The organism is Streptomyces albus subsp. chlorinus (assembly GCF_013302895.1).
Lineage (GTDB): Bacteria > Actinomycetota > Actinomycetes > Streptomycetales > Streptomycetaceae > Streptomyces > Streptomyces chlorinus.
Window position 1 is genome coordinate 3,267,586 of sequence record NZ_VJOK01000001.1, and the last position, 14,438, is coordinate 3,282,023.

Genomic DNA, 14,438 nt, shown 5'->3' on the forward strand with positions numbered 1-14,438 from the left:
CCGCACTCCGGAAAGGACCGTCCCGCCATGAAGCCGTTCCCCCGCCGGTCACCCCGAGGGAACCGGACGGCCCGCACGCCCCGGGCACCCCGGCCTGCCGCCCCGCGCTCCGCCGCCGCGCTCGCCGCGGCCCTCGCCACCACGCTGGCCACCACCCTCGCCGCCGTGCTCACCGGCGCCCCCGCCGCACCCGCAGCCCCCGTCCGGACGGCGGTGCCCGATCCGGAGACCCGGGAGGCGGCAGGACTGGCACTTCCCGTGCAGCGGCGCTCCGCACCCCTGCGTGCCGTCTCCGCCACCCGCTTCGACCTGCGCGCCGGGGAGAAACTCGCCCTCGACACCCCCGCCCTGCGCTTCGCCGTCGGCGCCTGGGGGACGGGAAGGCCCACGAACATCGGCACCACGCTGGCGCTCATCTGCACCGGTCCGGACGGCCGCCAGGCGCTGAGGGCCCACGACGGCGCGAACCTCACCCCGAAGGAGCCGCACCGGAACCCCGTCATCCGCGCCCTGCTCACCGCCCGCGCGGACGGCACCTACACCTGCGGGCTGAGCGCCTCCGCGCACAGCACGGCGACCGCGCGGGGCATGACGGTCCGGCTGGAGGGCGAGAGAAGCGTCAACGGCACCCGCGTGAGCGGCGACTCGACGACCTGGGCCCGGCCCACCGCCGACGGCGACCTGCTGCTGGCCCCCGGCACCACGGCCGAACCCATGAACACCCGCACCCGGGTGGGGGCCGTCGGGGCGCTGGGGTACGCGTCCTTGCGGATCACCGTCGACGCGGAGGCGACCACCTGCAACAGGGCCGGCGCCTACGGCCGCCTCTGCAGACCGCGCAACCCCCGGGCCTCCGGTTCGGTGCTCACCTCCTGGGTGGAGGTGCGGGAACGGAACGCGGCGGGCAAGGCCGTGGGCCCCCTCCACAAGTCCCCCGCCATGACCCGCTCCGTGAGCGCCGGGCAGCACCACACGATGCTGCACCACACGCTGGAGGTCACCACGTCCCGCGAGGCGTGGGGGGACCTTCCGCCCGGAGGACAGGGAAGGGTGGACATCAGGCTCAAGGTCCGGGTGGACTCGGGCGACCACATGGTCTTCCACGCCGGGTACGACCACGGGCGCGGAGTGGCGGTCAAGTCACCCGTCCTGCTGCCCTCGCTGGGGGGCCCGCTGGAGGGCCTGCACACGGCTCTCGGTTCGCTGGGCGAGCTGGAGCCGCTGCGGGCGCTGGGCGCGCGCCACGCACGGAGTGAGCGCCCCTCCCCCGGTGAGCTGCGCGCACTCCGCCACCTGCGCGCACTCGTTCCCTCGTGGCCGCACCGCGCACCGGCGGGCACGTCCTGAGCGGACCCGAGCCCGTCCTGCCCGTCCTGCCCGTCCAGACTCGGGCCCCATCCGTCGCATACAACGAAATCCCGTCACAAGACGCCATATTCACGCCGGAACCGGGCCTCGACGGCCACCGCGACCGTCCCGTGCGCCACACTGGCGATCATGGTTGCCGGAAACGCCGAGACCGCCGTGAGCGCCGAGAACGCCGTGAAGGCCGTGTGCGCCGTGGAGGTCGCGGATATCGCGAACGCCCCGTGTACGGCGGTTCGTCACCGCGCGCCACGGGGCGTTCACATCCCCCGACTAATGCGCGCTGACGCGCACTAACTGGTAGGACAGTAACCGGAACCTCATCCTCAACGCAACGCGGGGAACCACAGCGCGCCCATGACCGAGCCACGACCGCACGGAGCCACCCGCCCCGGAGGGCGGACCGCCCGCACCCGCACCGCCGTCCTGAACGCGGCCTGGGAGGAGTTGGAGACCAGGGACTTCGCCTCGCTCACCATCGACCGGCTCGCCCAGCACTCCGGTGTGCACGCCGCGACGATCCGCCGCCGCTGGCGCACCGTCGAGGGCGTTCTGTGCGACCTGGTGAGCCAGTACAGCGCCAGCAGCATCCCCCTCCCCGACACCGGGACCCTGCACGAGGACCTGCACGCCCTCGCACACGCGATCGCCGACTTCTACTCGGCGCCCCGCAACCGCCACCTCGTCGAGGGCTTCGTCATCACCGCCCTCCGCGAACCGGGCGCCGAACAGGTGCTCCGCGAGGCGTTCTCGGCCCGCATCCGGCTGGTCTCGGTCCTGCTGGAGCGGGCCGTGCGGCGGGGCGAGATCCCCGCGGACACCGACGCGGAGGAGGTCATCGCGGCACTCGGCGCCCCGTTCTACTACCGGATACTGATCACCCGCCGGCCCATCGACGACGACCTCGCCCGCACCAGCGCCGAGGCCGCCTACCTGGCCGCCGTCCACGGGGTGTTCCGCACGGGCGGCGCGGGCGGCGCGGGCGGGAAGAGCGGCCCGGACAGCGCGGGCGAGGCGGCCGGCAGGGACGGCGGGGGCGCGTCAGGACGCGACTGAGGCCGCCCACCGGCTTGCTTCGAGCGCACTCAAGGCGCTTAGCGTTACGGCATGGAGTACACGCAGCTCGGACGCACCGGACTGAAGGTCAGCAGGCTCGTTCTCGGCACCATGAACTTCGGGCCCCAGACCGACGAGGCCGACAGCCACGCGATCATGGACGCCGCGCTGGAGGCGGGCGTCAACTTCTTCGACACGGCCAACGCCTACGGCTGGGGCGACAACAAGGGCCGCACCGAGGAGATCATCGGCAGCTGGTTCGCCAAGGGCGAGGGGCGGCGCGACAAGACCGTCCTGGCCACCAAGGGCTACGCCTTCATGGGGGGCGACGGCGAGACCCCCTGGCCCAACCACGACAAGCTCTCCGCCCTCAACATCCGCCGCTCCGTCGAGGCCAGCCTGCGCCGCCTGGGCACCGACCACATCGACCTCTACCAGTTCCACCACGTCGACCGCGACACGCCCTGGGACGAGATCTGGCAGGCCATGGACGTCCTCGTCCAGCAGGGCAAGGTCCTCTACGTCGGCTCCAGCAACCACGCCGGCTGGCACATCGCGCAGGCCAACGAGACCGCCGCCCGGCGCGGCTCGCTGGGCCTGGTCAGCGAGCAGTGCCTCTACAACCTCGCCGAGCGGCGCGCCGAGATGGAGGTCATCCCGGCCGCCGAGGGGTACGGGCTCGGGGTCATCCCCTGGTCCCCGCTGCACGGCGGACTGCTCGGCGGCGCGCTGCGCAAGGTCCGCGAGGGCGGCGGCGGACGCACCGCGTCCGGCCGCGCGGCCACCGCGCTGGAGGACCCGGCGGTACGCGCCCGCGTCGAGGCGTACGAGAACCTCGTCGGCAAGCACGGCCTGGAGCCGGGCGAGGTCGCCCTCGCCTGGCTGCTGACCCGGCCCGGCGTCACGGGCCCCATCGTCGGCCCCCGCACCACCGAGCAGCTCGGCTCGGCGCTGCGCGCCGTCGAACTGGAACTCGGCGCGGACCTGCTCTCCTCGCTGGACGAGATCTTCCCCGGGCCCGGTCCCGCACCGGAGGCCTTCGCCTGGTGAGGACCCCGGCCGGTCAGTGCCCCTGGAGCGCCGAGGCCAGCACGACCACGGCGAAGAGCGCCACCAGCACACCGGTCACAATGCGCATTCTGGTCTTCGCGTTCACGCCGACAACGGTAACCGGGGCGCACGGCGGTCCCGTCACGGGCCCAGGGGCCAGCGCTCCAGCGGCTCGTAGCGGGGCCGTTCGCCCGGGACGCCGCCCGCCGGCAGGGTGCTGCGGACCAGGAGCAGCTCGCGGGCGATCCAGCCGGAGCCCCGGAAGGGCGCCAGCCGCTCGACGTACGGGCGCAGATCGATCGCCCCGCGGCCCTTCGCACGGGCCAGGGTGAGGTGCGGGTGGAACGAGGCGGGCACGTCCGGCGGGAGCAGGTCCGCGCGGCGGCCGGCCGCGGTGGTGGCCGCCGCCAGCTTCTTCAGCGCCGCCACGTCGGAGTCCTCCCGGTGGAGGCCCACCCACAGGGTGCGGTCCCCGAAGCGGCCGCCGCCGGACAGGCGGCAGGGCACCGGGGCGGTGGTGCGGGCCGCCACACGGGCCAGGCGTGTGCCGAGGGCACGCGCCTGGTCCTCGGTGGCCTCTCCGTAGAAGCTCAGCGTGAAGTGCCAGGCGTCGGGTGCCGCCCACCGCAGGCGCTCCGCGCCGGGCAGGCCCCTGAGGGACTCCACCGCCTCGTCCAGTTCCCCCACCGCCTGGCGGGGCGGCCACACCGCAGCGAACAGCCTCATACGAGGCAGCCTGCCACGGCGCGGGCCCCCTCGTGCGGGATGCCCGCGCCCGGCGGCGGCGCCGTGCCAGCCGTGCCAGCCGCGCCAAGGATCAGGCGGGCTCCGTCGCCTTTTCGCGGGGGACGAACCGGAGGTAAGGCTGGCGGCCGCGGAGGCCGACGGTGGGGCGGAGGCCCGCGATACGGGCCAGTACGAGGGCCACGGCGACGGCCGCCCCGGCCGAGACGAGCCCCCCGGCGGCGAAGCCGGCCCGCGCGCCCCAGGCGTCGGTGATCCAGCCCATGATGGGGGCGCCGATCGGGGTGCCGCCGACGAAGACCATCATGAACAGGCTCATCACCCGGCCGCGCATCGCGGGGTCGGAGGCGAGCTGGACGCTGGAGTTGGCGGTGACGTTGAACGTCAGCCCGGCCAGGCCGATCGGCGCCATCAGGGCGGCGAAGAGCCAGGAGGAGGGCGAGAGCGCGGCCACCATCTCCAGGACGCCGAAGACGAGCGCCGCCCCGGCCATCAGCCGCATCCGGGACTGTCCGCGCCGGGCGGCCAGCAGCGCGCCGGCCACGGAGCCGACGGCCATCAGGAAGTTGAGGGTGCCGTAGGTGCCGGCGCCCGCGTCGAAGACGTCCCCGGTGAAGGCGGTCAGCCAGATGGGGAAGTTGAAGCCGAACGTGCCGATGAAGCCGACCAGCACGATCGGCCACAGCAGTTCAGGGTGCCCCTTCACATAGCGCAGGCCCTCGCGGAGCTGCCCCTTGCCGCGTTCCACGGGCTTGCTGGTGTGCAGCTCGGAGGTGCGCATCAGCAGCAGCCCGATGAGGGGCGCGGCGAAGGAGAGGCCGTTGATCAGGAACGCCCAGCCGCCGCCCACCGCGGAGATCAGCACGCCCGCGACGGCGGGGCCGACCAGCCGGGCGCTCTGGAAGTTCGCGGAGTTGAGCGAGACGGCGTTGCGGATCTGGGCGGGGCCGACCATCTCGGAGACGAAGGTCTGGCGTGCCGGGTTGTCGACGACGGTGATCAGGCCCAGGACGAAGGCGAGCGCGTAGACGTGTGCGACCTCGACGTGGCCGGTCAGGGTGAGGGCGGCCAGCACCAGGCCGGTGACGCCCATGGCGGACTGGGTGAGGAAGAGGAGCTTGCGCTTGGTGCAGCGGTCGGCGATCACGCCTCCGTACAGCCCGAACAGCAGCATGGGCAGGAACTGGAGGGCGGTGGTGATGCCGACGGCGGTGGCGGAGCCGGTGAGGCTGTGCACCAGCCAGTCCTGGGCGATGCGCTGCATCCAGGTACCGGTGTTGGAGACGGCCTGTCCGAGGGCGAAGAGGCGGTAGTTGCGGATCCGCAGCGAGGCGAACATCGAGGTCTTCGCGGGGGCGTCCGGAGAGGGGTCCGGGTGCCGCTCGGCCCCGGCGCCGCTCTCGCGTGCGCCGGCCTCGCCTGCGCCGGCCTCGCGTGGGCCGCTCTCGCGTGGGCCGGTCTCGCCGGCCGCGGTGCTCGCGCCGGGTCCGTGCGGGGCGTCGGGCCGCGTCCGCCGGGGGCTCGTCCGGTGGGCCTGCTGCCGGGGGTGGGGGTGCGGGGTGGTGTCGTGGGCTGCGGATGGTGCGGGTGCGGAGTGTGCTCCGTGGCCCGTACTCAAGCGGCTTCGCCTCCTGTTCTCGGTCGTGCTCCTTACAAGTGCGCCAGCTTCTCCAGTACCGGTGCGGCGGCGCTCAGCGTCGCCCACTCGTCCTCGTCCAGCTGCTGGACCAGTTCACTCAGCCAGGCGTTCCGCTTCGCGCGCGCCGCGGCCAGCATGGATTCGGCCTGCTCGGTCTGGGTGACCACCTTCTGGCGGCGGTCCTCGGGGTGCGCCTCCAGCCGGACCAGCCCCTTGGCCTCCAGCATCGCGACGATCCGGGTCATCGAGGGCGGCTGCACGTGCTCCTTGCGGGCCAGCTCGCTGGGGGTGGCCGAACCGCAGCGGGCGAGGGTGCCGAGCACCGACATCTCGGTGGGGCTCAGCGACTCGTCCACCCGCTGGTGCTTGAGGCGGCGGGAGAGCCGCATCACTCCGGCCCTCAGCGCGTTGACGGCGTCCTGGTCGGCCCCTTGGGCCTCTTCGGCCCGCCCGGGCCGTCCGGCGGCGTCGGCCTGTTCGTGCGCGGCCCCGGTGGGGCCTTTGGCCTCGTCGAGGGGGTCGAGCACACCCGGCTGGGACCCGTCCGCGAGCCGCGGGGCGGGAAGCTGTTCCGACATGGTCATTAGGCTAGCTCATTACTCCGTCTAAAGACCACTGGTTTACACGGCGGGGGCTCACACGTACGAGTGAGACCGGACACGTTTTTGGGACAGCGGGCGGGGCGGGTTCGGACCGTGGTCGTATGAACAGCCCGACTCCGCCGTGCGACGACGACCACCACGAGCGGCCCGACTCGCAGGTGCTCAGCCTCCGGGTGGAGGCCGCCCTGCTGGAGCGCCTGGCCGACCACGCCGCCAAACGCGGAATGAGCGTCCAGGACTACGTGGTCCAAACGCTCGTCCGCGACGATTTCGACGAACGCTTCAGGGCCTCCGTCGAGGAGACGGAGCGCTTCTACGGCCGCTCCGCGTAGGGAGCCGGCCGCGGTCCGCGCTACCTGACGCCGAGCGCCTGCTCGATCGGGTTCAGCAGGAAGTAGACCAGGAAGCAGAGCCCGACCGCGTTCAGCAGCCACGGCACCTCGCGTATCCGGCCGGAGGCGGCCCGCAGCACGATGAAGGCGATGACGCCCATGCCGATGCCGTTGGTGATGCTGTAGGTGAACGGCATCGAGACGATCGTCAGGAACGCGGGGATGGCGACCGAGGAGTCGCCCCAGTCGATGTCCCGCACGTTCGACGCCATGATCAGGAAGCCGACGACGAGCAGCGCGGGGGTCGCCGCCTGGGAGGGCACCACCTTCGCGAGGGGGGTGAAGACCAGCGCGAGGAGGAAGAGCCCGCCGGTCACCACGTTGGCCAGACCCGTGCGCGCCCCCTCACCGACACCGGCCGTGGACTCCACGAAGCAGGTGTTGGCCGAGCAGGAGCCCACACCGCCGGCCGCGACACCGACCCCGTCCAGGAACAGGATGCGGCCCATCCGCGGCAGCTGCCCGTGCGCGTCGGCCAGTCCGGACTCCTCGCCGACGCCGATGATCGTGCCCATCGCGTCGAAGAAGCCCGACAGCAGCACCGTGAAGACGAACAGACAGCCGGTCAGCCAGCCCACCTCGTGGAAGCCGCCGAGCAGGCTGATGTCACCGATCAGCGCGAAGTCGGGGGTGCCGACGACCGAGTCCGGCACCGAGGGCACCGACAGGCCCCAGGCCGCGTCCGGGATCTCGGCGAGCGCGTTGATGACGATGGCGAGGACGGCCATGGCCACGATGCCGATGAGGATGGCGCCCCGCACCTTCCGCACCGTCAGCACGAACATCAGGACCAGCCCGAGCACGAACACCAGCACCGGCCAGCCCTGGAGCTGACCGCCGGTCCCGAGGCCGAGCGGGACGGAGGTGTGCGCGGAGTCCGGGTTCCGGGTGACGAAGCCCGAGTCCACCAGGCCGATCAGCGAGATGAACAGGCCGATGCCGATGGCGATGGCCCGGCGCAGCCCGTTCGGGATGGCGTCCATGACGCGCTGCCGCAGGCCCGAGGCGACCAGGATCATCAGCACGACCCCGGCCAGCACGACCATGCCCATGGCGTCCGGCCAGCTCATCTTCGGCGCCAGCTGGAGCGCCACCACGGCGTTGATGCCCAGGCCCGTGGCGAGCGCGATGGGGACGTTGCCGATGACGCCCATCAGCAGCGTGGTGAGTCCCGCCATCAGCGCGGTGGCGGTCACCAGCTGGCCGTTGTCGAGCTGGTGACCGTACTTGTCGGTGCCGGCGCCGAGGATGATCGGGTTCAGCACGATGATGTACGCCATCGCGAAGAACGTGGCCAGCCCGCCCCTGATCTCCCGGCTCACGGTCGAGCCGCGCTGCGAGATCCCGAAAAAGCGGTTCAGTGCGGAGGGGGGAACGGGCGGGGGCCCCTGGGGAGTCCCCTGGGAATCGACCGGGCTGGCCGAAGCGGACATGCGTGACCTCGGATACGTGGCGGCGTAAGGAGTGGCTACTGGATCAGCTTGGAGGTTCCAACGAAACAAACCAGCCATATCCAGCCGGGTTCAGTATGAACAGACGAACCGGTTGATCGCCAACTCCGCCCCCCGCCCCTCCGGCACCCCTCGCTAGGCTGGGACCCATACGCACCAGGAGACGAGGGAGCCACGGCGATGGGCCTCATGGACAAGTGGACCAACGGCGAGCGCGAGGCCCCCGAGCCGCTGGAGGGCAACGTCGTCGCCACCATCGTCACCGGCACCCTCGCCTGGCTCGTTCTCTTCCTCGCCCAACTCCCCTTCTACGGCTGGTTCGACGACCACGGCCACACCTGGTGGCTGTGGACCTGCGCCGCCGGCGCCGGCCTGGGCTGCGTGGGCATCTGGTACGTCAGGGCGCGCGACAAGGCCATCCGGCGGGCCGGCCAGGACCACTGAGACCCGCCCCCTGGGCACACCGCCGGAGCGCGCGGGCGGCGGCGCGTGCACCGCGAGGACGGTGCGCCGCGAGGTCCGCGCGGCGCGGCCCACCGAGGAAGCCGGCCGCTTCCCGCTCGTCCACGCCGAGCCGCGCGGCGGCATCAACGCGCTGCTGAGGCATCCCACCTGGGTGCATACCGCCTGACTGCCGGGCGCCCCGGGTGACCGGCTCCTGCCGCGGGGCGCCTGCCTGTCACGGGGCGCCCTCCTGTCACGGGGCGCTGTCGGCGAGCTGCGTACGGCCCTGGGCGCGGGCGCAGTGGGCGCAGCAGAAGTACTGGCCGTTCGACTCCATGCCGTGCCCCAGGATGCGGCAGCCGCAGTTCTCGCAGACGGGCGCCATCTTGTGCGCCGCGCACTCCAGGCAGTCGAACACGTGCACCTGCCCGGCGGCACGGACCTCGAAGGTGTGGGGGTAGTCGTTGTCGCAGACCTCGCAGACGGGCATGGCGCTCTCCTCGATCGGTGGGGGAAGGGCGAGCACATCGTTACCCCGCCGCGGCCCGCCCGTCCCCCGCCTCAGCCACCCGGTGCGCAGCCGTTTGAGCGGTGCGCAATGCGGGCCGCCACCGGAATTCCCCGCAAATAATCTCCGGGACATTTGAACTGAACTCCGGGAAAGAAAAGCCGGGTTGAAATTCCGGCGGCAATACGGCAAGAATTCCCCGGCGCACGAATCCGCTGTTACCCCGAAGGAGAACTCCTATGTCCCGCTCCCGTACGTCGGTCCTCGCCGCGGCAGCCGTGGCGGCCACGCTGGTGGTCGGCGGCTGCGGCCCGGAAAGCCAGGACGGCGCGAACGGGGGCGACGCGGCCGGCTCCGCGTCCGCACCCGAGGCGAAGCTGGCGCACAAGGTGCCGATGGCGAAGGTCGACGAGATGGCCGGCGCGATGGGAATGTGGACGACCGACAAGAATTTCGTGAAGGCCGACCTCAAGAAGGTCGTCGGATATCCGCTGGACGGCGGCAGACCGCAATGGACGGTGCCGCTGTCCGGCGAAATCTGCTGGTCCTCCCCCGAACCCACCCAGGACGGTCTCGTCGCGGTCGTCTACGAGAACGACAAGGAGGACCCCTCGGTCTGCACCGAGGTCGGCCTCATCGACCTCGAGCAGGGGAAAATGCGCTGGCACAAGCGGGCACTGGACGACGGTTCCGCCGCGATGTTCGACGAGGTCACCATCGGCGGCGGCACGGTCGCCGCCACCGGCACCAGCGGCAGCGCCGGGTGGACGGTCGGCGGTCGCCAGGTGTGGGGCTCGTTCGAGGGGCGCTGCGACGAGAAGGGGTACGCGGGCGGCGGCCGGAAGCTGATCGCCGTACGGGACTGCGGGACGACGGACGCCCCCCGGCTCCAGGTCCTCACGCTCGACCCGCGCACCCGCAAGGCCGCCTCCGCCTTCTCCGCGCCCGCCGGGACGGAGTACGTGCACGTGGTGTCGGCCGACCCGCTGGTGCTCGCCGTGGACGACGGCCACGCCCAGGGCGGCTCGGGCATCAGCGCGTTCCTGTCGGTGGACGACAGCAAGCCGCGGGCGACGCTGCGGGGCCGGATCGGCGCCAAGGGCGGCAAGTACGGCAAGTACAGCGCCGAGTGCGCCTCCACGGAGGTCACCGACTGCCGGCAGGTCGCCGTCAGCAAGCGGGCGGACGCGCTGTACCTGGGCACCCGGAAGCCGCTGAAGCCGGGCTCGCCGGCCGACAACGACATCGTCGCCTTCGATCTGGGGACCGGCCGGAAAAAGGGCAGCGTGCCCGGCACCGAGGACGGGGCGCTGGCACCCATCGGCCTGGACGGGAACGGCGACGTGCTGGCCTACCAGGAGGCCGGCACGTACAGCGAGACCGGCGGCGCCGTGTGGCGCGTCGACGCGGCCACCCTGAAGAAGAAGCCGCTCCTGCGCAACGAGGGCTCCGCCTACAAGACGGAGACCTCCTTCGAGATCGGCGACTCCCGCGTCCAATACGCGGCGGGCCGGCTGTACCTGGGCGCCGACGACATCAGCGGCAGCTCCTCGATGCCCGGCCCGCTGGCCGCCGTCTACAGCACCAGGGGCTGAGACGCCGCCGGGCCCGGGCCGCACGCCGGTTCAGTCGAACCAGCGGGCCCGGGCCAGCTCCTCGGCCCTGCCCGCGTCCTCCAGCAGCGCGCTCACCTCGAACCGCCGGGGCCAGGCCCCCGCGGACCAGGCGAGGGCGGAGGCCAGGCCCTCCAGGGTGGCGGCGTGCAGGGTGCCGTCGGGGGTGCGGCGCCAGTCCAGGTCCACGCCCGCGATCACCAGCTCCTCGTGCTCGCGGTAGCGGTCCGGGGCCCCGGGGAGCAGCTGACGCACGGCGGCCGGGACCACGCGCTCCTCCCCCGCCGCCTCGGGCACCAGCCGCCCGGCCGCCTCGCTGCCGAGCCGTACCTCCAGCAGCGCCGCCAGCTCCCGCGCGTACGCGGGTGCGACCGGCAGCAGCGTACGGTCCGCGAGCAGCGGCAGGACGTCGGGGGCGTCCGCCACCACGGCGTCCGCCGCGTCCACGACGACCGTCGCCCCCTCCCGTACGGCGCGCAGTTCGTCGGGCAGCGTCACCTCGGCCGGGTCGAGCCCGGCCGAGGCCAGCAGCGTGTAGAGGCCGTGCAGCTGGGCCGGTTCGACGGTCAGGCCGGGATCGGCCAGCCGGGCCAGCAGTTCGGCGGCGCCGCCCGGTTCGGCCAGCAGCGCCTCGGCGGTCGTGCGGACGCCGAGCGCCCGCAGGACGCCGTCGTCGGTGACCTCCCCCGCGTCGGCCTCCTCGTACAGGCCGCGCAGCAGCGGGTCGCCGCCGGCCGCCCGGAGGCCGGCCGGGCGGCGGCCGTCGAGCACGGGGTGGCCGCGCAGCCACCAGGCGGTGTACGGGCGCACCCCGGCGACGGTGCCGTCGCCCAGCCGCACCCGCACCGGCGCGGTCAGCGCGTCCCGCAGCGGCGGCCGGGCCAGCATCGCCAGCGCCTCGGGCCAGCGGTCGTCGTCGACCAGGTCCAGATCGCGCACGGCCACCAGCTCGACGGCGACCGGGGGCACGGACAGGGCCTCCTCACCGGCGTCCGCCGCCAGGTGGTCGAGGACGTCCTCGCACCACACGTCCACGGCGTCCAGCAGGCCCGGGTCGTCGGGCTCGGGCCAGTCGCCGTCGCGCGGCTCGAAGCCGTCGGGGTCCAGGACGACGTCCTCGGCCCGCACCAGCGCGAAGCCCGCCTGCACGCCGACGGCGGTCAGCGGCTGCTCGCCCCAGCGTTCGGCCAGTCCGGGGTCGCACGCGGACAGCTCCCCCTCGCGCAGCACACTCTCGAACGGGCTGCCGGGGAAGACGAGTTCGGCGGCGGGCGCCGGCTCCCCGTCCTCGTCCGGCAGCGCGAGGGCGCCCAGCCACGGTTCGTCACCGGGGGCCAGGTGGGCGTCGCGGACGAGGCCGAGAACGGTCTCGGCCAGTTCCTCCGGACCCAGAGGCCCCGAGCCCGCCCCGTCCTCCGCGCCCTCCTCTGCGTCCTCTGCGTCCTCCCACGCCTCCTCCGCGTCCAGCGAGGCCGCGACCGCGGCCCGCACCTGCGGGGTCGTCAGCACGGCGCGCGGTGTGGCGGGGGTGGCGCCCAGCTTCTCCAGGAGCGGGTGGGCGGCCTCGGCGTGCGCCACCTTCAGACCGAGGCGGGCCAGCCTCCGGGGCGGGACGGCACCATCCGGCAGCGGCAGCAGCACATGGCGGGGCCCGACGGCGGTGCGGCCGTCGGCAAGCGGCACCGGCAGCCCGGTCAGCCGTTCGGGGTCGACACCGGCGAGCGAGTCGTACAGCCGCCGCCACCAGTCCGGCTCCCGCTCGACGCCGGTGAGCCGGTCCACGGCCTCGCCCAGCGGAACCCGGGTGACCTCCAGGAGGCGCAGTTCGGTGCGGCGCTCCAGCCCGGCGGGCAGCAGGTGGGGGAAAAGTTCGGCGAGCACGGCGATGGTGGCGGCGCCCGCGCCCTCGATGATCTCGGCGTCGCGCGGCCGCAGCGCGTAGGGTTCCCCGCCGCCTTCGCCGCCCTCTCCGCCCTCCTCGTCCTTCCGGGTGGCCGCGGCGGCCAGGAACGGCACCTCGGGGAGGCGTTCGAGAACCAGGGCGCGCAACTCGCCGTCCAGTTCCCCGCCGCCCAGCGGCCCCGGCACCAGGTCCAGGGTGCCGGTGGAGACGGGGTGCCAGTCGCGCAGCAGCGCCGCGTAGGCATCGGCGGCCCGCTCCAGCAGGAACCGGGTCAGCGGACCGGGGGCCACATGGCGCCGGGAGGGCTCCAGCGGGAAGGAGGCCAGCAGCAGCGCGGGGAAGCCCAGCGGTTCGTCGGTAGGGGTGGGCGCGTGCACACACGCGGCCGTACGGGGTCCGGACGGTACCCCCGCCTCGTCCACCGGCACCGCCCACGTCACCGACCAGGCGGGCCGCTCCCGCTCCTCCACGGGACGGTCCGCGAGCAGCGCGGGGTCGGCCACGCCGCTGTCCCGCGCGATCCGCCAGCGGGTGGTGCCCGCCCCGGAGTCCTCGATCCGCACGAAGGGGCCGTCCTCGTACCGGGTCAGCGTGCGGACCGCGCCGTCCTCCGTCTCGACGACGACCCGGGCCAGCCCCGGCAGGGCGAGCAGCAGCGCGTCGTCCACGGCCGCCAGCAGACCGCGGGCCAGCTCGCGCGCCGCCTCGTCGCGCAGCGGCAGCAGCACGGCGGTGTCGTACCCGGCGGGCACCACGGAGCTGTCGTACGAGGCGGGCAGCGGGAGCCGCAGCAGCGGAACGTGCGGTCCCGAGGGACCCTGCCTGCGGTCCAGCTCCTCGGCCAGGCCAGGGCTGGAAGCCGCGGCCCGCCGGGCCAGTTCGCGGGCCTCGGCCAGCGACCAGCGCACGCCCTCCGCCACCCGCTCCGGCCCGTCCCCGGTGAGGGAGACGACGGCGGGCTCGTCGGTGACGGCGAGGACCGCGGAGAAGCCGACGCCGAAGCGGCCCACGGCACTCCGGTCCGCCTCGTCCCGCTTGGCTGAGGCGCGCAGGGTGGACAGCGACTCGACACCCGCGGCGTCCAGCGGCCGGCCGGTGTTGGCGGCGGTCAGCGTGCCGTCGGCACCCAGGGTGAGCCGCAGGCTGCCGGGCGCCCCGGCGCGGGCCGCGGCGTCGGAGGCGTTCTGGGCCAGCTCGACCACCAGCCGGTCGCGGTAGCCGCCCAGCGCCAGGTCCTGCTCGGCGTTGGCGTCCTCGCGGAACCGCGCCGCGGACGCCGTCCACGCCTCCAGCACGCTCCGTCGCAACCGCTCGGTCCCGAACGTGTCCCTCACCCCACCGGCCTCCTCGGCGCTCGCGTCCGTGCGTCGTCCGTCCCCGTCGTCCCCGCGAACGGGGCGAGAGGGAAGGTTACGGCACACCACCACGCGACCCACCGCCGCTCGACGGGCCCCGCCCCGGAGGGAGCCGCGGGGGCGGGCCCCCTCTGGCGGAGGAGCCCGGCGAGGGAGGAGCCCGGCGAGGAGGAGCCCTGCGAAGTGAAGGAGTTCGCCGAGGAGGACCCCCGGCGAGGTGGAGGAGTTGACCGGGGAGGACTCCGGGCGGGCCGGACCCGACGATGGCCCGCCGAGCGCTCCTGGGCCGGCGGCCTCCCGGCGCCCGCGCCTTGCC

General features: G+C 73.7%; 13 protein-coding genes. 7 read left to right on the forward strand and 6 right to left on the reverse strand.

All coding sequences use genetic code 11. The features are described from left to right. Positions 1–27 precede the first annotated feature (27 nt). From FM076_RS14555 to FM076_RS14565, 3 genes are all read left to right on the forward strand, one after another. Complete coding sequence (locus FM076_RS14555) at positions 28–1,347, forward strand: hypothetical protein (RefSeq protein WP_173870960.1); 1,320 nt, start codon at positions 28–30, stop codon at positions 1,345–1,347. A 375-nt stretch (positions 1,348–1,722) separates the two neighbouring features. After that, positions 1,723–2,421: a TetR-like C-terminal domain-containing protein gene (locus tag FM076_RS14560; protein ID WP_173870962.1), complete on the forward strand. Its 699-nt coding sequence runs from the start codon at positions 1,723–1,725 to the stop codon at positions 2,419–2,421. A gap of 51 nt (positions 2,422–2,472) precedes the next feature. Beyond that, complete coding sequence (locus FM076_RS14565; RefSeq protein ID WP_173870964.1) at positions 2,473–3,471, forward strand: aldo/keto reductase; 999 nt, start codon at positions 2,473–2,475, stop codon at positions 3,469–3,471. Between the two features lie 141 nt (positions 3,472–3,612). On the opposite strand, the gene thpR is transcribed toward FM076_RS14565, so the two are convergent. The 3 genes from thpR to FM076_RS14580 form a co-directional block, all read right to left on the reverse strand. Continuing rightward, a complete protein-coding gene (thpR, locus tag FM076_RS14570) occupies positions 3,613–4,197 on the reverse strand; it encodes an RNA 2',3'-cyclic phosphodiesterase (protein ID WP_173870966.1) in 585 nt (194 codons plus the stop codon). A gap of 91 nt (positions 4,198–4,288) precedes the next feature. Next, complete coding sequence (locus FM076_RS14575) at positions 4,289–5,833, reverse strand: MFS transporter (protein WP_173870967.1); 1,545 nt, start codon at positions 5,831–5,833, stop codon at positions 4,289–4,291. Between the two features lie 32 nt (positions 5,834–5,865). Further along, positions 5,866–6,243, reverse strand: a complete 378-nt coding sequence (locus tag FM076_RS14580) for a MarR family winged helix-turn-helix transcriptional regulator (RefSeq protein ID WP_173874742.1) — start codon at positions 6,241–6,243, stop codon at positions 5,866–5,868. Positions 6,244–6,557: 314 nt separating this feature from the next. Between FM076_RS14580 and FM076_RS14585 the strand changes: the two genes are divergently transcribed. Continuing rightward, entirely contained in the window at positions 6,558–6,788 is a 231-nt protein-coding gene (locus FM076_RS14585) for a hypothetical protein (RefSeq protein WP_173870969.1), read from the forward strand. A gap of 20 nt (positions 6,789–6,808) precedes the next feature. Here FM076_RS14585 and FM076_RS14590 read toward each other — a convergent pair whose 3' ends face one another. After that, complete coding sequence (locus tag FM076_RS14590; RefSeq protein WP_173870971.1) at positions 6,809–8,281, reverse strand: NCS2 family permease; 1,473 nt, start codon at positions 8,279–8,281, stop codon at positions 6,809–6,811. 207 nt (positions 8,282–8,488) lie between these two features. Between FM076_RS14590 and FM076_RS14595 the strand changes: the two genes are divergently transcribed. After that, on the forward strand, positions 8,489–8,743 hold the full coding sequence (locus tag FM076_RS14595) for a DUF2530 domain-containing protein (protein WP_430625939.1): 255 nt from the start codon (positions 8,489–8,491) through the stop codon (positions 8,741–8,743). A 61-nt stretch (positions 8,744–8,804) separates the two neighbouring features. Further along, the gene (locus FM076_RS34635) at positions 8,805–8,930 is read left to right on the forward strand and encodes a hypothetical protein (RefSeq protein WP_274598805.1); all 126 of its coding nucleotides are present in this window, start codon (positions 8,805–8,807) and stop codon (positions 8,928–8,930) included. Between the two features lie 66 nt (positions 8,931–8,996). On the opposite strand, the gene FM076_RS14600 is transcribed toward FM076_RS34635, so the two are convergent. Continuing rightward, positions 8,997–9,233 (reverse strand): hypothetical protein, encoded by a 237-nt coding sequence (locus FM076_RS14600; protein ID WP_173870974.1) that lies wholly within the window; start codon positions 9,231–9,233, stop codon positions 8,997–8,999. Positions 9,234–9,490: 257 nt separating this feature from the next. Here FM076_RS14600 and FM076_RS14605 point away from each other — a divergent pair, with 257 nt between their 5' ends. Further along, positions 9,491–10,846, forward strand: a complete 1,356-nt coding sequence (locus FM076_RS14605) for a hypothetical protein (RefSeq protein ID WP_173870976.1) — start codon at positions 9,491–9,493, stop codon at positions 10,844–10,846. A 30-nt stretch (positions 10,847–10,876) separates the two neighbouring features. Here FM076_RS14605 and FM076_RS14610 read toward each other — a convergent pair whose 3' ends face one another. Next, positions 10,877–14,101, reverse strand: a complete 3,225-nt coding sequence (locus FM076_RS14610) for a sacsin N-terminal ATP-binding-like domain-containing protein (protein ID WP_173870978.1) — start codon at positions 14,099–14,101, stop codon at positions 10,877–10,879. Positions 14,102–14,438: the final 337 nt, after the last annotated feature.